This is a genomic window from Amycolatopsis sp. ATCC 39116, assembly GCF_000231075.2.
In the GTDB taxonomy this organism is placed as follows: domain Bacteria; phylum Actinomycetota; class Actinomycetes; order Mycobacteriales; family Pseudonocardiaceae; genus Amycolatopsis_E; species Amycolatopsis_E tucumanensis.
The window spans coordinates 35343-58222 of the sequence record NZ_AFWY03000009.1; the positions used below are offsets into that span (position 1 = coordinate 35343).

At 71.5% G+C, this 22880-nt stretch carries 18 protein-coding genes; 12 read left to right on the forward strand and 6 right to left on the reverse strand.

The features are described 5' to 3' along the window. Positions 1 to 343: 343 nt before the first annotated feature. The 7 genes from kdpF (at position 344) to AMY39116_RS0313100 (ending at position 8787) form a co-directional block, all read left to right on the forward strand. The gene (gene kdpF / locus AMY39116_RS0313070; protein ID WP_017987524.1) at positions 344 to 445 is read left to right on the forward strand and encodes a K(+)-transporting ATPase subunit F; all 102 of its coding nucleotides are present in this window, start codon (positions 344 to 346) and stop codon (positions 443 to 445) included. Then, the gene (gene kdpA / locus AMY39116_RS0313075; RefSeq protein ID WP_020418102.1) at positions 445 to 2106 is read left to right on the forward strand and encodes a potassium-transporting ATPase subunit KdpA; all 1662 of its coding nucleotides are present in this window, start codon (positions 445 to 447) and stop codon (positions 2104 to 2106) included. The genes kdpF and kdpA overlap by 1 nt, the downstream gene beginning before the upstream one ends. Then, positions 2103 to 4145, forward strand: coding sequence for a potassium-transporting ATPase subunit KdpB (gene kdpB, locus AMY39116_RS0313080; protein ID WP_020418103.1), 2043 nt, complete (start codon positions 2103 to 2105; stop codon positions 4143 to 4145). Before kdpA ends, kdpB begins: the two co-directional genes overlap by 4 nt. 2 nt (positions 4146 to 4147) lie before the next feature. Next, the gene (locus tag AMY39116_RS0313085; protein WP_020418104.1) at positions 4148 to 4735 is read left to right on the forward strand and encodes a potassium-transporting ATPase subunit C; all 588 of its coding nucleotides are present in this window, start codon (positions 4148 to 4150) and stop codon (positions 4733 to 4735) included. Positions 4736 to 4739: 4 nt separating this feature from the next. After that, entirely contained in the window at positions 4740 to 7286 is a 2547-nt protein-coding gene (locus AMY39116_RS42765) for a DUF4118 domain-containing protein (protein ID WP_020418105.1), read from the forward strand. Further along, the gene (locus tag AMY39116_RS0313095; protein ID WP_020418106.1) at positions 7283 to 7975 is read left to right on the forward strand and encodes a response regulator; all 693 of its coding nucleotides are present in this window, start codon (positions 7283 to 7285) and stop codon (positions 7973 to 7975) included. Before AMY39116_RS42765 ends, AMY39116_RS0313095 begins: the two co-directional genes overlap by 4 nt. A 152-nt stretch (positions 7976 to 8127) precedes the next feature. Then, positions 8128 to 8787, forward strand: a complete 660-nt coding sequence (locus AMY39116_RS0313100) for a hypothetical protein (protein ID WP_020418107.1) — start codon at positions 8128 to 8130, stop codon at positions 8785 to 8787. Here the strand turns inward: AMY39116_RS0313100 and AMY39116_RS46060 are convergent. Next, a complete protein-coding gene (locus tag AMY39116_RS46060; RefSeq protein ID WP_157358542.1) occupies positions 8746 to 9378 on the reverse strand; it encodes a hypothetical protein in 633 nt (210 codons plus the stop codon). The genes AMY39116_RS0313100 and AMY39116_RS46060 overlap by 42 nt on opposite strands. Positions 9379 to 9501: 123 nt before the next feature. Here AMY39116_RS46060 and AMY39116_RS0313110 point away from each other — a divergent pair, with 123 nt between their 5' ends. Then, a complete protein-coding gene (locus AMY39116_RS0313110; RefSeq protein WP_020418109.1) occupies positions 9502 to 9834 on the forward strand; it encodes an acylphosphatase in 333 nt (110 codons plus the stop codon). Positions 9835 to 9955: 121 nt separating this feature from the next. Continuing rightward, on the forward strand, positions 9956 to 13537 hold the full coding sequence (gene smc, locus AMY39116_RS0313115) for a chromosome segregation protein SMC (protein WP_020418110.1): 3582 nt from the start codon (positions 9956 to 9958) through the stop codon (positions 13535 to 13537). Between the two features lie 55 nt (positions 13538 to 13592). On the opposite strand, the gene AMY39116_RS46065 is transcribed toward smc, so the two are convergent. Next, the gene (locus tag AMY39116_RS46065; protein WP_157358543.1) at positions 13593 to 13799 is read right to left on the reverse strand and encodes a hypothetical protein; all 207 of its coding nucleotides are present in this window, start codon (positions 13797 to 13799) and stop codon (positions 13593 to 13595) included. A 248-nt stretch (positions 13800 to 14047) separates the two neighbouring features. Here AMY39116_RS46065 and AMY39116_RS0313125 point away from each other — a divergent pair, with 248 nt between their 5' ends. Beyond that, complete coding sequence (locus tag AMY39116_RS0313125) at positions 14048 to 16546, forward strand: glycoside hydrolase family 172 protein (protein ID WP_020418112.1); 2499 nt, start codon at positions 14048 to 14050, stop codon at positions 16544 to 16546. Positions 16547 to 16872: 326 nt separating this feature from the next. Here the strand turns inward: AMY39116_RS0313125 and AMY39116_RS0313130 are convergent, their stop codons facing one another. The 3 genes from AMY39116_RS0313130 to AMY39116_RS0313140 are packed head-to-tail and all read right to left on the reverse strand — an operon-like array spanning position 16873 to position 20167. After that, positions 16873 to 17472, reverse strand: a complete 600-nt coding sequence (locus AMY39116_RS0313130) for a maleylpyruvate isomerase N-terminal domain-containing protein (protein ID WP_020418113.1) — start codon at positions 17470 to 17472, stop codon at positions 16873 to 16875. Beyond that, positions 17473 to 19002, reverse strand: coding sequence for a sodium:solute symporter (locus AMY39116_RS0313135; protein WP_020418114.1), 1530 nt, complete (start codon positions 19000 to 19002; stop codon positions 17473 to 17475). Next, entirely contained in the window at positions 18989 to 20167 is a 1179-nt protein-coding gene (locus tag AMY39116_RS0313140) for an anhydro-N-acetylmuramic acid kinase (RefSeq protein ID WP_020418115.1), read from the reverse strand. The genes AMY39116_RS0313135 and AMY39116_RS0313140 overlap by 14 nt, the downstream gene beginning before the upstream one ends. Before the next feature lie 106 nt (positions 20168 to 20273). Here AMY39116_RS0313140 and ftsY point away from each other — a divergent pair, with 106 nt between their 5' ends. Together ftsY and AMY39116_RS0313150 are read left to right on the forward strand one after the other, a co-directional pair. Continuing rightward, complete coding sequence (gene ftsY, locus AMY39116_RS0313145) at positions 20274 to 21653, forward strand: signal recognition particle-docking protein FtsY (protein ID WP_020418116.1); 1380 nt, start codon at positions 20274 to 20276, stop codon at positions 21651 to 21653. Between the two features lie 125 nt (positions 21654 to 21778). Beyond that, positions 21779 to 22102, forward strand: a complete 324-nt coding sequence (locus AMY39116_RS0313150; protein ID WP_020418117.1) for a DUF4333 domain-containing protein — start codon at positions 21779 to 21781, stop codon at positions 22100 to 22102. Here AMY39116_RS0313150 and AMY39116_RS0313155 read toward each other — a convergent pair whose 3' ends face one another. Next, positions 22103 to 22870, reverse strand: coding sequence for an IclR family transcriptional regulator (locus AMY39116_RS0313155; RefSeq protein ID WP_020418118.1), 768 nt, complete (start codon positions 22868 to 22870; stop codon positions 22103 to 22105). It abuts the gene before it with no gap. Positions 22871 to 22880: the final 10 nt, after the last annotated feature.

Below are 22880 nucleotides of genomic sequence, written 5' to 3' on the forward strand. Positions count from 1 at the left end.
TACTACCCTCCCGATGCTTAGCAAGTACAACTATGCGTAACACCGTGGTAACACAACTCACCGGTAACTGTCTGCTCGATTCGTCCGCTCTGACGGGATGGATTTCACGGAGTGTGGCCGGTCGCACACGCGCCTCAAGAACGCGTAAATCCGCGCCGAGGCGGCGTCAAGGCGCCGTCATCCGGACGAGGACACGGGACATCCGAGCGCACGCTGTCACCGGAGCGGTCACCGATCGGGTGACCCGTGCTGGAAGGTGTGAAGTGGCGGATCTGCTGTACGCCGTGCTGCTGATCGCGGTGTTCGCGGTGCTGGCGCTGACGTTGCGCGGGCTGGAGAAGCTGTGAGCGGCGCGGGGGTGGTGGCCAACGTCGTCGGCGGGGTGCTGGCGCTGGGCCTGATCGTCTACCTGTTCATCGCACTCACCAAGCCGGAGAGGTTCTGATGTCGGACCTCGCGTCCGGCCTGGTCACGGTCGGCATCCTCGTCACCGCGCTCGCCCTGGTCCACAAACCGCTCGGCGACTACATGGCGCGTGTGTTCAGCAGCGAGCGGCACCTCAAGCTGGAGCGCGGCCTGTACCGCGCGTTCCGGGTGGACCCGTCCTCCGAGCAGCGCTGGCCCACCTACGCGCTGGGCGTGCTCGGGTTCTCGGTGGTGTCCATCGTCTTCCTGTACCTGCTGCAGCGCCTGCAGTCCGTCCTGCCGCTGAGCCTCGGCCGCGGTCCGGTCGACCCCGGCGTCGCGTTCAACACGGCGGTCAGCTTCGTGACCAACACGAACTGGCAGTCCTACGTGCCCGAGACGACCATGGGCCACCTCGTCCAGATGGCCGGGCTGACGGTGCAGAACTTCCTGTCCGCCGCGGTCGGCCTGTCGGTCGCGATGGCGCTGGTCCGCGGGTTCACCCGGTCCAGGACCGACCGGCTCGGCAACTTCTGGGTCGACCTGACCCGCGGCACCGTGCGGATCCTGCTGCCGCTGTCGGTCGTGTTCGCGATCGTGCTGATCGCGCTCGGCGTCACGCAGAGCCTCCGCGCCGGCGTCACGGTCACCGGCCTGGACGGCACGCAGAGCACCATCTCGATGGCGCCCACGGCGAGCCAGGAGGTCATCAAGGAGCTCGGCACCAACGGCGGCGGCATCTTCAACGCCAACTCCGCGCACCCGTTCGAGAACCCGAACGTCTGGACCGACCTGATCGAGATCTTCCTGATCCTGGTGATCCCGGTGTCGCTGACCCGGACGTTCGGCAGGCTCGTCGGCAACCCGAAGCAAGGGTACGTCCTGCTGTCCGTGATGGGTCTGCTGTGGACGTTCGTGCTCGCGGTGACCTGGTGGGCCGAGTCGCACCCGAACGGCCCCGCCGCCCTGCTGGCAGGCGCGAACCTGGAGGGCAAGGAGCAGCGGTTCGGCATCGGCGCGTCGTCGCTGTTCGCCACCAGCACCACCGGCACCTCGACGGGCGCGGTGAACTCGCTGCACGACAGCTACAGCGGCCTCGGTGGCGGCATGACCCTGCTGCACATGCTGTTCGGCGAGGTCTCGCCGGGCGGTGTCGGCACCGGCCTGTACGGCATCCTGGTGATGGCGATCATCGCGATGTTCCTGGCCGGCCTGATGGTCGGCCGCACGCCGGAGTACCTGGGCAAGAAGCTCGGCAAGCGCGAGGTCACGGCCGCCGCGATCGCGATGCTGGCGATGCCCGCGGTCGTCCTGCTCGGCGCCGGCGCGGCCCTGCTCATGCCGGGCACCGCGGGCGCGCTGGGCAACAGCGGGGCGCACGGACTGTCCGAAGTGCTCTACGCGTACGCCTCCACCGGCAACAACAACGGCAGCGCCTTCGCCGGCATCACGGTGACGGACGGCTGGTTCCAGTCCTCGCTGTCGGTGGCGATGCTGATCGGCCGGTTCGTGCCGATCATCGCGGTCCTGTGCCTGGCCGGTTCGCTGGCCGCGCAGAAGAAGGTGCCGGAGACCGCGGGCACCCTGCCGACGACCGGGCCACTGTTCGGCTCCGTGCTCGCCGGAACCATCCTGCTCGTCGCGGCGCTGACGTTCGTCCCGGCGCTCGCGCTCGGTCCCATCGCGGAGGCCATGGCATGACCATCACCCAAGACCGGCCCGTCGAAACACCGGCTCGCGTCGGCGCGGGCGTGTTCAACGGACGGCAGCTGCTGACCTCGCTGCCCGACGCGCTGCGCAAGCTCCACCCGCGGCACCAGGTCCGCAACCCGGTCATGTTCGTGGTGTGGGCAGGCTCGGTGCTCACCACGGTCTTCGCGGTCACCGACCCGAGCGTGTTCACGATCCTGATCGCGGTGTGGCTGTGGTTCACGGTCGTGTTCGCGAACCTGGCCGAGGCCGTCGCCGAGGGGCGGGGCAAGGCGCAGGCGGAGTCGTTGCGCCGCACCAAGAAGGAGACCGTCGCGCGGCGGATCACCCCGGACGGCGAGGAACGCGTGCCGGGTGTCGAACTGCGGGTGGGCGACCTGGTTGTCGTCGAGGCGGGGGAGATCATCCCCGGCGACGGTGACGTGGTCGAGGGCATCGCGACGGTCGACGAATCGGCCATCACCGGTGAGTCCGCGCCGGTGATCCGCGAGTCCGGCGGTGACCGCAGCGCCGTCACGGGCGGCACGACGGTGCTGAGCGACCGGATCGTCGTCCGGATCACCACCAAGCCCGGCGAGTCCTTCGTGGACCGGATGATCGCGCTGGTGGAGGGCGCGTCGCGGCAGAAGACGCCGAACGAGGTCGCGCTGACGATCCTGCTGTCCACGCTGACGATCATCTTCCTGCTCGCTGTCGTGGCGCTGCAGCCGATGGCCGCCTACTCCGGCAGCGAGCAGTCGGTGATCGTGCTGACCGCGCTGCTGGTGTGCCTGATCCCGACGACGATCGGGGCGCTGCTGTCCGCGATCGGCATCGCCGGGATGGACCGGCTGGTGCAGCGCAACGTGCTCGCCACCTCCGGCCGCGCGGTGGAGGCCGCCGGTGACGTGTCGACGCTGCTGCTGGACAAGACCGGCACGATCACCTTCGGCAACCGGCGGGCGACCGAGCTGATCCCGGTCGGCTCGACGGACCCGCACCAGCTGGCCGATGCCGCCCGGCTGTCCAGCCTCGCCGACGGCACCCCGGAGGGCCGCAGCGTCGTCGAGCTGACCGAGGGCACCACGGTTCCCGGCGGCGGCGAGTTCGTCCCGTTCACCGCGCAGACCCGGATGAGCGGCGTCGACCTGCCCGGCCGCCAGGTCCGCAAGGGCGCGGCGAGCGCGGTCCGCGAGTGGGTGCGGGAGCACGGCGGCGACTTCCCGGACGAGACCGAGCGGATCGTCGACGAGATCAGCGAGCAGGGCGGCACCCCGCTGGTGGTCGCCGAGCTGACCGGCGGGCACGCGTTCGTGCGTGGCGTGATCCGGCTGTCCGACGTGGTCAAGCCGGGCATGCGGGAACGGTTCACCGAGCTGCGCCGGATGGGCATCCGGACGGTGATGATCACCGGGGACAACCCGCGCACCGCGAAGGCCATCGCCGAGGACGCCGGCGTCGACGACTACCTCGCCGAGGCCAAGCCCGAGGACAAGATGGCGCTCATCCAGCGCGAACAGGAGGGCGGCCGGCTGGTCGCGATGACCGGCGACGGCACCAACGACGCGCCCGCGCTGGCCGCGTCCGACGTCGGGGTCGCGATGAACACCGGCACGTCGGCCGCGAAGGAGGCCGGCAACATGGTCGACCTCGACTCCGACCCGACGAAGCTGATCGAGATCGTGGAGATCGGCAAGCAGCTGCTGATCACCCGCGGCGCGCTGACGACGTTCAGCATCGCCAACGACCTCGCCAAGTACTTCGCCATCCTGCCCGCCATGTTCGTGGCGATCTTCCCGCAGCTGGCGGCGCTGAACATCCTGCACCTGGCGACCCCGCGGTCGGCGATCCTGTCCGCGGTGATCTTCAACGCGCTGATCATCGTGGTGCTGATCCCGCTCGCGCTGCGGGGCGTGCGGTACAAGCCGTCCAGCGCCTCCGCGCTGCTGCGGCGCAACCTGCTGGTCTACGGGGCCGGCGGCATCGCGACGCCGTTCCTCGGCATCTGGCTCATCGACCTCGTCGTCCGCTTCATCCCTGGAATCGGGTAGTCATGATCAAGAATCTGGTGAAGCAGACCGGCGCCGGCCTGCGGGTGCTGCTGGTGTTCACGGTGCTGCTCGGGGTGGTCTACCCGCTCGGCGTGTGGGCGCTGTCCCGGATCCCGGGGCTGCACGACAACGCCGAGGGGTCGCTGGTGACGGCGAACGGGCAGGTCGTGGGCTCGTCGCTGATCGGGATCGACCCGGTCCCGGCCGACCCCGCGCACGACCCGTACTTCCACACCCGGCCCTCGGCGACCGGCGACCCGTCGGTGTCCGGCGGCTCGAACAAGGGCGGGTTCAACTCCGACCTGGTCGCGGCCGTCGAGGAGCGCAAGGCGGCCATCGCGCAGCGCGAGGGCGTCTCGCCGGACGCGGTGCCCGCCGACGCGGTCACGGCCTCGGCGTCGGGCCTCGACCCGGCCATCAGCGTCGCTTACGCCGACCTGCAGGTGCCGCGGGTGGCGCGCAACACGGGGCTGACCGAGGACCGGGTCCGGCAGCTGGTCGAGGCGAACACGACCGGTCACGGCATCGGCATCCCCGGGGTGAACGTGCTCGAACTCAACCTCGCCGTCCAGCTGGCAGGAGCACACTGAAGGCGTGGACGTGGAGAAGGAACCGCCGCGCCGGGGAGAGCTGCGCATCTACCTCGGCGCGGCGCCCGGCGTCGGCAAGACCTACGCCATGCTGGGCGAGGCGCGGCGCCGCCTCGACCGCGGCACGGACGTCGTCGCCGGGCTGGTGGAGACCCACGGCCGGGCGAAGACCGCGGCGCTGCTGGAAGGCATCGAGACGGTGCCGCGGCGGCGGATGACCTACCGCGGCCGCGACTTCACCGAGCTGGACGTGGACGCGGTGCTCGCCCGCGCCCCCGAGGTGGCCATTGTGGACGAGCTGGCGCACACCAACGTGCCCGGCTCGCGCAACGAGAAGCGCTGGCAGGACATCGAGGAGCTGCTCGCCGCCGGGATCGACGTGCTGTCGACGGTGAACGTGCAGCACCTGGAGAGCCTGAGCGACGTCGTCGAGCGCATCACCGGCGTCGCGCAGCAGGAGACCGTGCCCGACGACGTCGTGCGCCGGGCCGAGCAGGTGGAGCTGGTCGACATCACGCCAGAGGCGCTGCGGCGGCGGCTCGCGCACGGCAACGTCTACCCGGCGGAGCGGATCGACGCCGCGCTGGGCAACTACTTCCGCACCGGCAACCTCACCGCACTGCGCGAGCTGGCGCTGCTGTGGGTGGCCGACCAGGTGGACGTGGCGTTGCAGCGCTACCGCGCCGAGCAGCGGATCACCGACACGTGGGAGACGCGGGAGCGGGTGGTCGTCGCGATCACCGGCGGACGGGAGAGCGAGACGCTGATCCGGCGCGGCAGCCGCATCGCCACCAGGGCCGGGGCGGAGCTGCTGGTGCTGCACGTCCTGCGCGGCGACGGGCTGTCCGCGCTCGGGCACGTCGAGACCGGCCGGTACCGCAAGCTCACCGACCAGCTGGGCGGCACGTTCCACACGGTCGTCGGCGACGACGTGCCGACCGCGCTGCTGGACTTCGCACGCGGCGTCAACGCGACGCAGCTCGTGCTGGGCACGTCCCGGCGGTCGCGCATCGCGCGGCTGTTCGACGAGGGCATCGGTGCGACGGTGGTGCAGCGGTCCGGGCAGATCGACGTGCACATGGTCACCCACGACGAGGCGGGCGGGCGGCTGCGGTCGTGGCTGGGCAGGCGCAGCCCGCTGGCGCCGTCGCGGCTGCTGGCCGGCTGGGTGCTGGCGTTCCTCGCGCCCGCCCTGGCCACGCTGACCGGGGTGCTGCTGCGCCGGGAGCTGGACTTCTCCACCGACGTGGTCGACTACTTCCTCGCCACGGTGGTGGTCGCGCTCGTCGGCGGGCTGGGGCCGGCGCTGGTGGCGGCGCTGCTGTCGGCCGGGCTGCTGAACTTCTTCTTCACCGAACCGCTCTACACACTGACCGTGCACGCGCAGAGCAACGTGATCACCCTGGTCGCGATGGTCCTGGTCGGGGTGCTGGTCGCGCTGGTCGTGGACCGGGCGGCGCGGCGGGCGACCCAGGCGGCGCAGGCGCGCACGGAGGCGGCCTTGCTGGCGTCCTACGCGCGCACGGTGCTGACGAACGCCGAGCCGTTGCCGCGGCTGCTGGAGAAGGTGCGCGAGAACTTCGGCATGGAATGCGTGGTGCTGCTGGAAAAGCGCGGCGGGAAGTGGCAGGCGGTCGAGCACGCCGGCGTCAACCCGTGTGGCAAGCCGGACGAGGCCGATGTGGACATCCCGGTCACCGCGGACGTGCACCTGACGTTGCGGGGCCGGGCGTTGCCCGCGGCGGACCGGCGGGCGCTGGAGGCGGCGGCCGGGCAGGCGCTGCTCGCGTTGCGGCAGCAGCGGATGGCGGCGGCGCAGGCGGAAGCCGAGCGCCAGGCCGAGGCGACCCAGCTGCGCACGGCGTTGCTGTCCGCGCTGGGTCACGACCTGCGCACGCCGTTGACTTCGATCAAGGCCGCGATCGGGAGCCTGCGGGCGCAGGACATCGACCTGTCGCCGGAGGACACCGAGGAGCTGCTGGAGGCGGCGGAGGAGTCGACCGACCGGCTCGCCCGGCTGGTGAACAACCTGCTCGACTCGTCGCGGCTGGCGGCCGGGGCGGTGCGGACGCACCTGCGGCCGGTGGGCTACGACGAGGTGGTGGCGCACGCGTTGTCGAATGTGGACGGTTCGGAGTCGGTCGCGGTCGAGGTGGACGAGCGGCTGCCCGCGGTGATGGCCGATCCGGGGCTGCTGGAGCGGGTGATCGCGAACGTGCTGGACAACGCGTTGCGGCACGGCGGCGGTCCGGTGGCGGTGCGGGGTTCGGCATACGCGGAGTGGGTCGAGCTGCGGATCGTGGACCACGGGCGCGGGTTGAAGAAGGGGACGGCGGAGGCGGCGTTCGCCCCGTTTCAAAGGCTCGGGGACCGGGACGCGACGCCCGGGGTCGGGCTCGGGTTGTCCGTCGCGAAAGGATTCACCGAGGCCATGGGCGGCGTGATCCGGGCGGAGGACACGCCCGGTGGCGGGCTCACGGTGGTGGTGGCGCTCAAGGCGTGCCAGGCTCCCGACGTGGTGCCGGTGGTGCTGAAGGAGGTGGCTCCGTGACCGAGCAGACCGGCACGGTACTGGTGGTCGACGACGAGCCGCAGATCGTGCGCGCGCTGCGGATCAACCTGACCGCGCGCGGGTACAAGGTGGTGACCGCGCACGACGGGGCGGCGGCGCTGCGGGCGGTGGCCGAGACGAAGCCCGATGTCGTGGTGCTGGACCTGGGGTTGCCGGACATCGACGGGACGGACGTGATCACCGGGCTGCGCGGGTGGACCACGGTGCCGATCATCGTGTTGTCCGCGCGGGGTGAGTCGCCCGACAAGGTCAAGGCGCTCGACCTGGGCGCGGATGACTACGTGACGAAGCCGTTCGGAATGGACGAACTGCTCGCCCGGCTGCGCGCGGCCATGCGGCGCTCGGCGGTGCCGTCGGCCGAGGGCGAGGCGCTGATCGAGACCGAGTCGTTCACGCTGGACCTGCTGGCGAAGAAGGTGCACCGCGACGGGGTCGAGGTGCACCTGACCAAGACCGAGTGGGGGGTGCTGGAGCTGCTGGTGCGCAACCGGGGCCGGTTGGTGGCGCAGAAGCAGCTGCTGCGGGAGGTGTGGGGCCCCGGCTACGAGAACGAGTCGCACTACCTGCGGGTCTACCTGGCGCAGCTGCGGCGAAAGCTGGAGCGGGAGCCGTCGCGGCCGAGGCACCTGATCACGGAGCCCGGGATGGGGTACCGCTTCGAAGCCTGAGCCCCCGGCCCCGGCGGGAACGGCTACCCCGCCGCGGGGAGCGGTCGCCTCCGGGAGATCCGCCCTGTCAACATCCGGCGACTTCCGTACCAGGGCAGAGATCCGGGCGGCGCCCGATGTGCGCGGCCTCCCCGGGCGGCAGCCTCGGAGGCATGCTCAAGAGTTGGCGGCACGCGGCCGTCTGGTTGCACATCATCACGTCCGTCGCTTGGATGGCCGAGGCCCTCACGTTGTTCACGCTCATGCTGATCGGCTCGGGCGGGGATCCCGGCCGCCGGGCGAGCGCGATGTCCATGGCCCACGCCATCGACCTGCACCTGCTCGCCCCGCTGGCCAACGCGTCCGCGTTCACCGGGTTCCTGCTCGCGGCCGCGACGCCGTGGGGCTTCTTCCGGCACTGGTGGGTGTTCGGCAAGTTCACGATCACCGTGGTCCAGTTCAACGTCGCCATCATCGTGCTGTCCCCGGCACTGGCCGACGCCGAACAGGCGGCACTGGCGGGGGATCCGTCGCCCGCGCCGTGGGGGCTCATCGCGGGCACGGTGCTCATGGTGAGCGCGATCGCCTTCCAGGCCTGGCTGTCCGTGGCGAAACCCTGGAAGCGCACGCCCTGGGCCGGCGCCGCGAAACCGCAGACCGGGCCGGTGTGGGTGTTCGTCGCCGCGGTGTGCGCGCCGCTCGCCGACGCCGCGATCGGCCTGGTGCTGGGCTTTCCGATGCCGCTGCTGTCGGTGATCGCGCTGGTCACGCGGCTGGTCAGCCGGCGGCGATCAGTCCTGCCCGCTCGGGCTCGGGCTACCACTGCCGCTTGACGTCGAGCTCTCGTCGGTCGTGCTGCTCGGCGGCGTGGTGCTCTCGCCGGTCGAGGTGGTCGGCTCGGTGGTCGGGGTGCTGCTGCTGGTCGACGGGGTGCTCGACGGCGGCTTCGGCGTGGTGCGCGTCGCGGTGGTGTCGCTGCGCGGGGGAGTGGTCGTGGTGCCCGGCGGGAGCGTGGTGCCGGGCGGGATGACCGTGCCGGGCGGCAGCGGCGTGCCGGGCGGCAGCACGATCGGCGCCTCGCCGGAGCCCTCGGCCGGCACCAGCGTCACGACCTGCGTCCCGTCCGGGTTGGTCGTCACCACGGCCGTGCGGGTGCCCGCGGGGATCGCCACGCCGTCGACGGTCACCGGCGTCTGGCCGGGCGCCGCGTCGCCGGGGATGAGCTGCGCCCCCGAGGTCGAGTTGGTGCCGCCGGGCACCGCGACCTTGGGCGAGTCGCCCGGCGCGATGATCGTGGCCAGTCCGCCGAACGCGGTGGCGAGCACGACGCCGCTGACCGCGAGCAGCACGTAGCCGCTGCGCTGGCTGCGCGAGGCGGAGTCGCGTGGCGGGGACACCTCGGTCCGACGACCCACGTGGGCCATGTGACGCTCCTTGACTGGCGGGGAAACCGGCTTGAGCACATCCGGACGGGTGAGCCCGAATGGTGGCGCCTGCCGGGGAGATTAGCACTGGGAGTGAGTACCGATCTGTCCAGGAGCACCGGCATGATCACCCTCCGCAGTCGGAAAGCTTCCGGCAGGATAGGGGACGTGACGGGTGAAAAGGACGCCGTCCGGCTCACGGCGTGGGTCGGCGGACGGGTTCAGGGAGTGGGTTTCCGCTGGTGGACCAGGTGCAGGGCGCTGGAGCTCGGCCTGGTCGGCAGTGCGCGCAACCTCGACGACGGGCGTGTTCGGGTATTGGCGGAGGGTAGTCGGGACCACTGTCAGCAGCTACTTGACACCCTTCGCTCAACATCATCACCCGGTCGTGTGGATCAAGTCGTCGAGCACTGGTCGCCTGCGCAGGGCGGGCTGGACGGTTTCGTCGAGGAGTGACGCGTGGGGCGCCTGAGCACAGTGGGGCGCGCGGGGACAACACGCCCACGGGCATGACCGGGACGTTCGCCGGCCCCCGATAGACTCCGTGGATCACCCAGGCGTTGAAGGGTCCCGCCACGTGCATCTCAAGAGCTTGACGCTGAAGGGCTTCAAGTCCTTCGCCTCGGCTACCACCTTGCGGTTCGAACCGGGCATCACCTGCGTCGTCGGCCCGAACGGGTCGGGGAAGTCGAACGTGCTCGACGCGCTGCGCTGGGTGATGGGCACGCAGGGCGCGAAGGACCTGCGCGGCGGCAAGATGGAGGACGTCATCTTCGCCGGCACCTCTGGCCGCGCCCCGCTCGGCCGCGCCGAGGTCACGCTGACCATCGACAACGCCGACGGCGCACTGCCGATCGAGTACAGCGAGGTCTCGATCACGCGCCGGATGTTCCGCGACGGCGCCAGCGAGTACGAGATCAACGGCAGCTCGTGCCGCCTGCTGGACATCCAGGAGCTGCTGTCGGACTCCGGCATCGGCCGCGAGATGCACGTCATCGTCGGCCAGGGGCAGCTGGCGCAGATCCTGGAGTCGAAGCCGGAGGAGCGCCGCGCCTTCATCGAGGAGGCCGCGGGTGTGCTCAAGCACCGCAAGCGCAAGGAAAAGGCGCTGCGCAAGCTCACCGCGATGCAGGCGAACCTGGACCGCCTCAACGACCTGACCGCCGAGCTGCGCCGCCAGCTCAAGCCGCTGGGCAAGCAGGCCGAGATCGCCCGCAAGGCACAGGCCGTGCAGGCCGAGCTGCGGGACTCGCGGCTGCGCCTGCTGGCCGACGACCTGGTCACGCAGCGCGAGGCGATCGCGCGCGAGGAGGCGGACGAGAACGCCGCCCGCGCCCGCCGCGCCGAGGTGGAGCAGGCGCTCGAACTCGCCGGAGCCGAAGAGGCCCAGCTGGAGGCGATGGTCGCGGAGGACACGCCGCGCCTCAACGCCGCGCAGGACACCTGGTTCAAGCTGTCCGCCCTCGGCGAGCGGCTGCGTGGCACCGTGCGGCTGGCGGTGGAGCGGCAGCGGCACCTGTCCGCCGACGTCGAGACCTCGACGGGCGGCCGCGACCCGGAGGAGCTGCTGGCCGAGGCCGAGCAGGTCGCCGAGCGCGAGGCCGAGCTGAACGAAGCGGTCATGATCGCGCGCGAGACGCTCGCCGAGGCCGTGCTGCGCCGCGAGGAGCTGGAGCACGAGGTCCAGGCCGCGGAGAAGGCCCACATGGCCGCGGTGCGCGCGATCGCCGACCGCCGCGAGGGCCTGGCGAAGCTCACCGGCCAGGTTGAGGCGCTGCGCAGCAAGAACAGCGCGACCTCCGACGAGATCGACCGCCTCACCGCGGCGATCGACGAGGCCGCGGCGCGTGCCGAGCTGGCGGTCGAGGAGCTGGAGGAGGCCCGCGCCGAGGGCGGGGTCGAGGAGTCCGACGACGCCGACCTGCAGGACCGGCACGACCGCGCGGTCCAGGCCAACCAGGCCGCCAAGGCTCGCGTCGAGGAGCTGGTCAAGGCCGAGCGACAGGCCGAGCGCGAGATCGCGTCGGAGAAGGCGCGGGTGGACGCGCTGTCGATGGGGCTGCGGCGCAAGGACGGCGCGGGTGAGCTGCTCGGCGCGAGCGACCAGCTGCCCGGGCTGCTCGGATCGGTCGCCGCGCTGCTGTCGGTCGAGACCGGCTACGAGGTCGCGCTCGCCGCGGCGCTCGGCCCGGTCGCCGACGCGGTCGCGGTGCAGGGCGGCGACGAGGCGATCGCGGCGCTGAAGTTCTTGAAGGACAACGAATCCGGCCGCGCCGGGGTGCTGCTCGGCGGTGCTCCGTACACAGTGGACACCTCGGCTTGGCCGTCGCTGCCGGACGGTGCCCGGTGGGCCCGTGAGGTGGTCACCGCGCCGGAGCCGCTGCGTCCCGCGGTGGAGCGCGCGCTGGACCGGATCGCCGTGGTGGACACGCTGGAGGCGGCGCGGCAGCTGGTCGCCGTGCACCCGGAGGTCAGCGCCGTGACCGCCGAGGGCGACGTGTTCGGTTCGCACTGGGCCGTCGGTGGCTCCGGCCGCAGCGAGAGCGTCATCGAGGTGCAGGCCGCGGTCGACGAGGCGCGCGACCGGCTGATGGCCGCGGAACGCCGCCTGGAGCAGACGGCCGCCGAGCTGGAGGGCGCTCGCGCCGAGCAGCAGGCCCGGCGCGAAGAGGTGGCCCAGGCTAAGGAAGCGCTGTCCGAGGCGAAGGTCCGCAAGGCCCGGTCGTCGGAGCGGCTGAACCGGCTGCAGCAGGCCGCGCGGTCCGCCGAAGCCGAGGTGACGCGGCTGCGGGACCAGCGGGCGAAGGTCGAGGCCAGCCGCGAGCAGGCGCTGGCCAGCCTGGCGGAGCTGGAGGAGCGGCTGGCCGCGGTCGCGGAACAGCCGGTGGACGAGGACCCGGACACCAGCGCCCGCGACGAGGCCGCGGAGCGGCTGGCGGCGGTGCGCCAGGAGGAGGTCGAGTCGCGGCTGGCGCTGCGGACCTCCGAGGAGCGGGCCCGCAGCATCGCCGGCCGGGCGGACTCGCTGCGCCGGGCGGCACACGCGGAGCGCGCGGCGCGGGAGCGGGCCGAGAAGGCGCGGGCGGCGCGGGCGCGTGGCGCGGAGATCGCGGCCGCCGTGGTCGACGCGGGTGAGCTGGCACTGGAGCGGATCGAGCTGTCGGTGCAGCGGGCCGCCGCCGAGCGCGACGAGGCGCAGGCCGTGCGCCAGCAGCGCGAGGCCGCGCTCACCCAGGTGCGCAACAAGGTTCGCGAGCTGACCCACGAGCTGGAGAAGCTGACCGACGCGGTGCACCGGGACGAGGTGCTGCGCGCCGAGCAGCGCCTGCGCCTGGAGCAGCTGGAAACGAAGATCGCCGAGGACTTCGGCATCGGCCTGGAGGACCTTGTCGCCGAGTACGGCCCGGACGTGCCGGTGCCCCCGAGCGCGCAGGAGATGGCCGAGTACGAGGAGGCCAAGGCGAACGGCGAGCAGGTGAGCGCCCCGCCGTCGATCCCGTACGACCGCAGCACCCAGGAGCGGCGCGCGAAGCGGGCCGAACGGGACCTCGCGACGCTGGGCAAGGTCAACCCGCTGGCGCTGGAGGAGTTCGCCGCGCTCGAGGAGCGGTACAAGTTCCTGTCCACCCAGCTGGAAGACCTGAAGGCGACGCGCAAGGACCTGCTCACGGTCATCAAGGAGGTGGACGACAAGATCCTCGAGGTCTTCACGTCCGCCTACCACGACGTCGCCCGCGAGTTCGAGACGGTGTTCTCGGTGCTCTTCCCCGGCGGCGACGGCCGGATGGTGCTGACCGAGCCGGACGACATGCTCGCCACCGGTGTGGACGTCGAGGCCCGGCCGCCGGGTAAGAAGGTCAAGCGCCTGTCGCTGCTGTCCGGTGGCGAGAAGTCGCTGGTCGCGGTCGCGATGCTGGTCGCGATCTTCCGCGCGCGCCCCTCGCCGTTCTACGTGATGGACGAGGTCGAGGCCGCGCTGGACGACACGAACATGCGGCGGCTGATCGGCCTGCTCGAGCAGCTGCGCGAGTCCTCGCAGCTGATCATCATCACGCACCAGAAGCCGACCATGGAGATCGCCGACGCCCTCTACGGCGTCAGCATGCAGGGCGACGGCATCACGAAGGTGATCAGCCAGCGCCTGCGCCAGGAGGCGTAAGACCTCCCGGCTGCGTGAAGTGTCTCCCGCCCGGCGGGCGGGAGACGGGCGCCGCTCAGTGGTCGTTCACGAAGTTGCGGGACGTGAAGATCTCCTGCGGGCCACCCAGGAAGAAGACCGTGATCTTCGTTCCTTCGGGAAGGTTGTACTTGCCGCCCTCGGACGCCCGGTGCGCCACGCAGGTGCCGTTCCCGCCGGCTCCCAGCCGTTGGCCGGCGGGTCGACGGCGGCGGAAGCGGTGCCCGTGCAGATCTGTGAGCAATCCACGAGAGAATTGTTCAACGATCGGCTCTGACCACCGGATCCCTCGAAAGTGTCCGTTTCGATCACTCCTGCCCGGCAATAACCCTCAGTGTCTGATCCGTAACCACCCATGTGGCGCTAGACACACTGACGCCACCAGGCGCTAAGTTCAGAAATCGTTTACTCGCGCTGCGGCGCGGCGGTCCGTCCAGGCTGGGGGTCCCCACTGTGCCCGAAAGTTCCTTTGTCGCGCCCAAAAACCGCTCCGTGATCGTCGTGCTCGGGCTGGTTCTCGCGCTCGTGGTCGGTGTTCCCGCCGGTGCGGCGCCGGCTCCCGGAGCGAGCGACAAGGGACCCGTGGGCTGGGACGTCTACCGATCGATCGACGGGCTCGCCCGGATGCGGCCCGGCGAGCAGGTCAAGCAGTTCTCCAGTTTCGACCGCGCGGGCAACAACGACGACGGCTTCGTGGGCACCTACTCGTGCCTGCGTGAGGAGGCCAACGGGGACTGCCTGCTCGCCGACGCGCGCGGGCCGGGCGAGGTGTCCTCGATCTGGTTCACCTACGAGTCGACGTCGGTCGCCGCGATCGGGCGGATCAAGATCGAGCTGGACGGCAAGGTCGTGCTGCAGGGTTCGTTGCAGGACATCGTGAACGGCGCGAAGGGCGCGCCGTTCGTGTGGCCGCTGGTGGGGAACTCGGCCGACACCATGGGCGGTGCAGCGATCAAGGTGCCCATGCCGTACACGACCTCGATGCGGATCACCACCGAGAACAACCCGCACTTCTACCACGTCACCTACCGCCAGTTCGCCGACGCGGCGGGGGTGCGCACGTTCAACCCGGCGGACAAGGCCACGGACGTCATCCAGCGGTTGCGCGGGTTCGGCGTACGCGACCCGAAACCGGCGGCGCCCGGTGCGCGGGTGCAGTCGGCCGCGGTCGACGTCCCGGCCGGGTCCGCCCTCTCGATCCCGCTCCCGTCCGGCGCGCGGCGCATCACGCAGCTCAACCTCCGGTTGCCGCAGGTCATCGCGGCCCCCGGGATGTCCGACGACGGCCGCGCGTACGGCCAGGGCGGCAGCTCGTTCACCGCGACCGTGGCGCCGGACAACGACGGCGTGCGGATCACCCGCCGCGTCGACGCGGGCATCGGCGAGCAGCGTGCGGACCTGCTGGTCGGGGGGCGTCCGGCCGGCCAGTTCTACAGCGGTCCGGCCCGCGCCGGCGGCGGCTGGCTGGACCAGGTCGTCGAGGTGCCGGCGGACCTGACTCGCGGCCGGTCGCAGGTGCAGGTCGCGACCAGGTTCGTCTCCTCCGCCGAGGACGTCAACGAGTTCCGCTACGAGGTGCACAGCAAGGTCGGCGGGCAGTGGGTGCGCACCGACGTGCTCGACCTCGGCCACAACCACCCCAACGAGGAAGCCGTGCACGGGTACCGGGTGGACGGTGAGCGGTGGGCCGGCCTGCGGCGCTTCCGCTACCCGGCCGACCCCGGGCAGGCGACGGCGTCCGAGGCGGTGCTGGAGGGCCTGCGGCTGCGGCTGACCTTCGACGGGCAGACCACGGTCGACGCCCCGGTCGGCGAGTTCTTCGGCTCCGGGCTCGGCAAGTACGCGTCGCGGACGCTGCTGCACGCCATCGACACCACGGAGAACGGCGCGTTCACGGCGTGGTGGCCGATGCCCTACGCCCGCAGCGCGGTGGCGGAGCTGGTCAACAGCTCGGGCGTGCCGGTCACCGGGGGCAGCCTGGAGGTGACCTCCGCGCCGGACTCGGGCGTGACGGCGGGCCTGCGGGACGGCACCCTCGGCTACTTCCACGCGACGCACCACCGGGCCGAGACGGTGTCCGGTAAGGACTGGAACTTCCTCACCGCGCAGGGGCGGGGCGTGTTCTACGGGGTCACCTCCAGCATGCGCGGCGGCATCCCGCCGGGGCAGAACCAGCTGAACTACCTCGAAGGCGACGAGCGGATGTACCCGAACGGCTCGGCCAGCCCGGCGATCCACGGCACCGGGTCCGAGGACTTCTACGAGTCCGGCTGGTACTTCCAGGACGGCCGCGACGGCGGGGTCGAGGGCGTGCCGTACGCGATGCCGCAGGCGGGGCTGGTCAGCCGGGAGGACGCGAGCGACGGCTGCCAGTACGTGTGCCTCAACGCCTACCGGCTGATGATCGGCGACGGGGTGCCCTTCGGCAACGGCATCGAGTTCGACATCGAGCACGGCGACCGGTCGTCCATGCCTGCTGATTACAGCTCGACCGCGTACTGGTACGGGCAGAGCACGCCGTCGATGAGCCAGAGCGACGTGGTCGAGGTCGGCGACGACGCGAGCCGGTCGCAGCACGGGTATTCCGCGCCGGGCGAGACGCGCGAGTCGCTGACGTCGACGTTCGAGGGCAAGCGGGACCGCACGCCGGTCACTGGGACGACGACGGCCACCACCCAGCCGGTGACGTTCACCGCCCGGGTGGACCAGGCCAATGGCGGCTTGCGGTTGCACCGGGTTTCCGACCAGGCCCAGGCGTTCCAGCACGCGCGGGTGTTCGTGAACGACCGGCTCGTCGGCGAGTGGTATCAGCCGCTGGGCAACACGCATTCGCGGTGGCTGGAGGACAGTTTCGACATCCCGGCCTCAGCGACGGCCGGACAGACGTCGGTGCAGGTGCGGCTGGAACCGGTCGCCGGCGCGCCGGCCTGGTCGGCGTCGCGCTACACGGTCTTCTCGCAGGGCGCGCCGACTCAGCCCGCGCAGGACTAGGTCCCGAGCGCTGCTCCGGTGCGCGGAGCCGGTTTGTGGCTGCGCGGGTGGTGGTGCTGCGGCCGGGGCGTTGTGGCGGTTACCCGTGTGCCGTGGGTGCTCGGGCTGGGGGGTTGGCGATGATCGGGCGGGTGGCGGGGTGTCGCCGCTGCGGTGCGCGGCCCGGTTTGTGGCTGCGCGGCTGGATGGTGGTCCAGCCGGTCCGCCGCGGTGGCCGTCCGCATTGCGAAGCCGCTCGGCACGGTGGTTGCCTGCTCGCCATCGTGGCCGGCGCTCGGGCCCGCCGCGCGGTGCTCGCGATAACGCCCACCCAGCGGCCGCGCGCCCTAGCTGATCGGCGCTGAACCGTCCCATTCGGACATTGGTGCACAGTGCCAGCGCCACTTCGTCAGCCTCGGGTGGCCCGGCAGGGACGCCCGCCCGTTGGCCCACAACAAGGTGGGCCACGGGTCGGTGTCCATCGGCGTCCACGGGAACAGCCGGTACAAGGCGGCGGCCGCCAGGCGGGGCGTCGGCGAGAACTCCACGCCCAGCCCGCGCGCCGCGTCGGCGGTGTGCACCAGCAGCTCGTCGCACGCCATGGCCGCGAAACCGGACGCGTCGGCGATGCCCCACGGGTGCCAGCCGCGGGCGTCGGGCGAGCTGGTCGCGACCACCGCGGCCAGCACCTTCGCCGTCGTGCCCAGCGTGACCACCAGCTCGGCCGGCTCGGACTCCGGCCGCACCTTCGACTCCATGGTCGACAACTCGACCGGCCCGGCGGCGAGGTCATAGGAGTACCAGTGCACGCAGTCGGCGATGTGGGCGACGACCTGCGCGACCGTCATGTCCATCTCCGGGATGGCCGCCGACCAGTCGCGGTGCAGTTGCCCCGACAGGAACTCCGCGCACTCCTGCGCGGTGGACAGCAGGGCGTTCGCATCCATCTAGACCGGCTCCGGTTCCTTCGCGGCCGTGGTGTCCGGAGTGCGGTGCCGCAGGGACAGCGCGCCGCCCACGACGAGCGTGATCAGTACGCCGAGCAGCGTATACCACGGGAACGCCAGCACGACCGGCTTCGCTCCGGGCGCGGGCGGGATCTTCACCGCGAGCACCACGACCGCCATCACCGCGACCGTCACCACGAACGCGATGATCGCGTCCAGCTGCCGCGCCCGCTTGACCCACATGCCGAGGAAGAACGCGCCCAGCATCGCGCCGTAGGTGTAGCCGGTGATCGACAGGCCCTGCTCGATCACCGGGTTGTTCCGGTTGCTGAAGAGCGAACCGAACACCGCGAACACCACCGCCCACACCAGCGTCCAGATCCGGCCGTGCCGCAGCAGCTTCGAATCCTCCGGCTGGCGCTTGGTGAACCGCTGGTAGAGGTCGGCGACCGTGGAGTTGGACAACGCGTTGAGCGCCGAGGCCAGCGCGCCCATCGTGGACGCGAGGATCGCGGCGATCAGCAGTCCGGCGACGCCGACCGGCAGCTCGCTGGTGATGAAGTTCGTGAACACGTCGTCGCCCTTCACGCCCAGCTCGGGCAGGGTGCGGAACCCGTTGTGCGCCCACAGCATCGCGCCGACGAACAGGAACAACGCGAACTGGATCGTCACCGCGACACCGCTGCCGATCAGCGCCTTGCGGCCGTCGGCGACGCTGCGGCAGGCGAGGAACCGCTGCACGATCAGCTGGTCCGTGCCGTGCGAGGCCATGGTGAAGATCGCGCCGCCGACCACGGCCGTGACGAACGCGTACTGGCTGGTCAGCAGGTGCAGGAAGTCGAAGTTGAAGTCGAACAGCCGGAAGATCCCGGCGTCCGCGGCGCGCGACGTCCACCCGTCGGGCAGCTTCCCGGCCAGCACGATCATCGCGATGATCGCGCCGCCGATGTAGACCGACAGCTGGATCACGTCCACCCACACGACGGCCTTGATGCCGCCGACCAGCGCGTAGATCACGGTGAGCGCGGTCAGCACCACCACGATCTGCCAGTACGACGTGTGCAGCCCGAAGTGCTTGAGGATGACCTGGATAGGGATCGCGCCCGCGAACAACCGCACGCCCTCGGCCAGCAGCCGCGTCACGATGAACGCCACCGACGAGACACCCTGCATGGCCGAGCCGAACCGCTCGCCGAGGAACGCGTACGCGGTGGTCTGCTGTCCCTTGAAGTAGCGCGGCAGCAGCACGAACGACACCAGGGTGCGCCCGATGATGTAACCGAACGGGAGCTGCAGGTAGGTCAGCCCGTTGTAGTTGCCGGACGCCGCCCAGATCAGGCCCGGCGTGCTGATCACGGTGAGCGTGGAGGTCTCGGTGGCGACGATCGAGAAGCACACCGCCCACCACGGCAGGCTGCGTTCGCCGATGAAGTAGTCCGCCGCCGAGCGCTGGCGCCGCCCCACGAGCACGCCGATCGCGGGCATCGCGGCCAGGTAGACCACGATGATCGCCAGGTCAACTGGGTGCATCAGGCACTCCTATCGGTTGGTCCGGGTGAGCCGCTACCCGCAGACGGGTGACGGTCACCGGATGTGGAGCGGGCATCGACAGCGGGTGCGCGCCCGGGGTGATGCTGCCGAGCAGCCGGGGTCCGCGCGCGCCCGTCGCGTCCGGCAGGTTCGCCGGGACGCCGTGCCAGGTGAGCCAGCCGAGCAACGCGGTCAGGTACGCCTCCTTCGCCTCGCGGGGCAGGCCGAACTCGTCGCTCGTCGCCAGCCGGGCGCGGGGCAGGTGCCGCGCGAGCGCCCGCATCAGCGACGGGTTGTCCGCGCCGCCACCGGAGACGATCACGGTGGTCGCGTCCGCGCAGGCGCGGGCGATCGTGACCGCGGTCAGCTCGGTGAGGGTGGCGAGCAGGTCCTCGTCGCGGACGTCGAGCCCGTCGGTCGCGGCCCGCAGGTAGCCGGCGTGGAACAGTTCCTTGCCGGTCGACTTCGGTGGCGGGGCGGCGTAGAAGGGCTCGGCGAGGAGGCGGCCGAGCAGTTCCTCGTGAACCCGCCCGCGGGCGGCGATGGCGCCGTCCAGGTCGCTGCTCTGGGCGCCGCCGGTCACCTGGTGCGCGGCGAGATCGAGCAGGGCGTTGCCCGGGCCGGTGTCGAAAGCCTGCACGCCCCCCGCCCGCACGACGGTGACGTTCGCGATGCCACCGATGTTCAGCGCGACGGCCGGGGCCAGGTCCCGCAGCCACAACGCGTCGAGGGTGCTGGCCAGCGGAGCGCCGTGCCCGCCGGCGGCGATGTCCCGGACGCGCAGGTCGGCGACCACCGGCAGCCCGGTCCGTTCCGCGATCCAGGCCGGCTGCCCCAGCTGCAGGGAGCCGCGGGCGCGGCCGCCGTCGACCCAGTGGAAGACGGTCTGGCCGAGGGAGGCGACCAGGTCCGCTGTGTCGGACAGGTTGCTCGCGGCTTCGGCGAAGGCCTGCCCGACCCTGGTGTCCAGGCGCGTGACCTGCTCGACGGTGGTGCCGGACGGCGGGAGCGCCGCGAGCAGCTCCCGCCGCAGGTCGCCGGGGTAGGGGACCGAGGAGTGCCCGAGCGGGACGAGCACGACCTCGTCGCCGGACGCGGTCAACTCGGCCAGTGCCACGTCGATCCCGTCGACCGACGTGCCGGAGATGAGCCCGACGACGCGCATGACCGAGTGGTCTAGTCCTTTTTTGACCGGAGCGCAAGGCATCCGGTGAGTTTTTGTCCGCGAGGGGTGTCCTGCCCGGTCAACCGGCAGATGCGAGGATGGCCACGTGGCGGAAAACCTCTGGTTCTGGATCATCCTGGTGGTCGTCGTCCTGCTGGCGATCCTCCTCATCACCGGTCTGGTCTTCGCCCGCAGGCGGCGGATCAGCCTGACCGAGGCGGAGCCGGAGCGGGAGACCAAGCCCCCGAGAGGCGGGAACTACCAGGCCGGCGGCGGCATCGCCCTGGCGCCTGGTGGTCAGAAGACGGAGACGGCCGAGCTGCCCGAGCACCCCGCCGGTGAGCGCACCGAGGTGGACGGGCAGCCGGGCGTCGGCGACGACGCCTCCGTGCCCCGCGACTCGCCGCGGCGGGGCATCGTCGACGTGGGCCTCCCGGAGGCCGAGGCGCCCGCGCCGCCGACGCAGGTCCCGGCGACGCCCGAGGTCCCGGCGACCCTCGAGGTGCCTGCCGCGCGTGAGCCGGAGAAGGCGGCGGTCGCGGTCGAGGAGCCGGAGCCGGTCTCCGGGCGGATCGAGCGGCTGCGCGGGCGGCTGTCGAAGTCCCGGTCGATGTTCGGGCAGAGCCTGCTCGGGCTGCTCGGCGCCGGTGACCTGGACGAGGACTCGTGGCAGGACGTCGAGGACACCCTGCTGATGGCGGACCTCGGCGCGGCCACCACGACGGAGATCGTGGAGACGCTGCGGACCGAGCTGACGGCGCGGGCGGTGCGGACGTCGGCGGAGGCGCGCACGGTGCTCAAGACCGTGCTGACCAACGCGCTGCACCCGGACTGGGACCGCTCGGTGCGGGCGCTCGCGCACACCGTGGACGGGACGAAGCAGCCGGCCGTCGTGCTGGTCGCGGGCGTCAACGGCACCGGCAAGACCACGACGACGGGCAAACTCGCGCGGGTGCTGGTCGCGCAGGGCAGCGAGGTACTGCTGGGCGCCGCGGACACCTTCCGCGCGGCGGCGGCCGAGCAGCTGCAGACCTGGTCGGAGCGCGTCGGGGCCGAGGTCGTGCGCGGCAAGGAGGGCGCCGACCCGGCGTCCGTGGCGTTCGACGCGGTCAAGCGGGGCGTGGACGCCGGGGTCGACGCGGTGCTGATCGACACGGCGGGCCGCCTGCACACCAAGACCGGCCTGATGGACGAGCTGGGCAAGGTCAAGCGGGTCGTCGAGAAGCAGGCCAAGGTCGACGAGGTGCTGCTGGTCCTGGACGCCACGACCGGGCAGAACGGGCTGATGCAGGCCCGGGTGTTCCGGGAGGTCGTGAACGTCACCGGGATCGTGCTGACCAAGCTCGACGGCACCGCCAAGGGCGGCATCGTGTTCCAGGTCCAGCGGGAGCTCGGGGTGCCCGTGAAGCTCGTCGGACTGGGCGAAGGGCCGGACGACCTGGCGCCCTTCGAGCCGGCCGCCTTCGTGGACGCCCTGCTCGGATGATCTTGCTTCATCCGGTCGGGTGAGAAGATCGAGAACGCTGTACAAGCGAGGTCAGAGCAGTCCAGGATGTGAGGGCGCGCCGCTGGGGAGGCGGCGCGCTCTTTCACTTCCCGGGGGTTCTCGCAATGTTCCGCGCCGCGCTCGTCGTCTGCTCCGCCTTGCTGCTCGCCGGCTGCACGGTCACCGTCGGGGCGACCCCGTCGCTCAGTCAGGAGACCGTCGAGCAGGGGATTTCCGACACGGTCCTCAGGATGGTCGGGCACCGGCCGGAGGCGGTCGATTGCCCGGACCCGCTGGCCGCGCAGCCGGGTAACACCGCTCGCTGCGTGCTCACCGACGGGGGCAAGCGCTACGGCGTCACCGCGACCGTCACGGCCGTCGCGAACGGCGGCGCCGACTACCGGATCCAGGTCGACGACCAGCCCCTCGAAAACCCCTGGTTCGGCTGATCAGGCGCTCTCCGCGAGGTGCGTCGACAACGTCGCCGCCGTCGCTTGGACCAGTGGCGCGATCCGCGAGACCGCCTCGCGGGTCAGGCGTCCGGACGGGCCGGATACCGAGACCGCCGCGGGGGCCGGTGTTCCAGTGAGCGGGACCGCGATGCACCGCACCCCCAGCTCCTGCTCGCTCTCGTCGACGGCGTAACCCTGCGCCGCCACGTGGGCGAGGTGCGCCAGCAGCTCGTCGGGGTCCGTGAACGTGTGGTCGGTGTACGCGGGCATCCCCGTGCGACCCAGCAGCGCCCGGACGTCCTCGGCGGGCAGCTGCGACAGGATCGCCTTCCCGACGCCCGTCCCGTGCGGCAGCACCCGCCGGCCGACCTCGGTGAACATCCGCATCGAGTGCTTCGACGGCACCTGCGACACGTACACCACCTCGTCGCGCTCCAGCACCGCCAGGTTCGCCGTCTCCCCGGTCGCCTCCACCAGCTCCGCCAGCAGCGGACGTGCCCATGTGCCGAACTGCATGCTCGCGTTCTCGCCGAGCCGGATCAGCCGCGCGCCCAGCGCGTACTTCCGGTTCGTGTTCTGCCTCACGTAGCCGAGCTGCACGAGCGTGCGGATCAGGCGGTGGATCGTCGGCATCGGCAGGCCGGACGTGGCCGCCAGCTCGGACAGGCTGGCCTCGCCGCCGGTGTCCGCCAGCCGCTCGAGCAGCTCGAACGCGCGACGCAGCGACTGGACCCCGCCGTCTCGTCCTGCCTTCTCCTCGGCCACCGCGACTCCT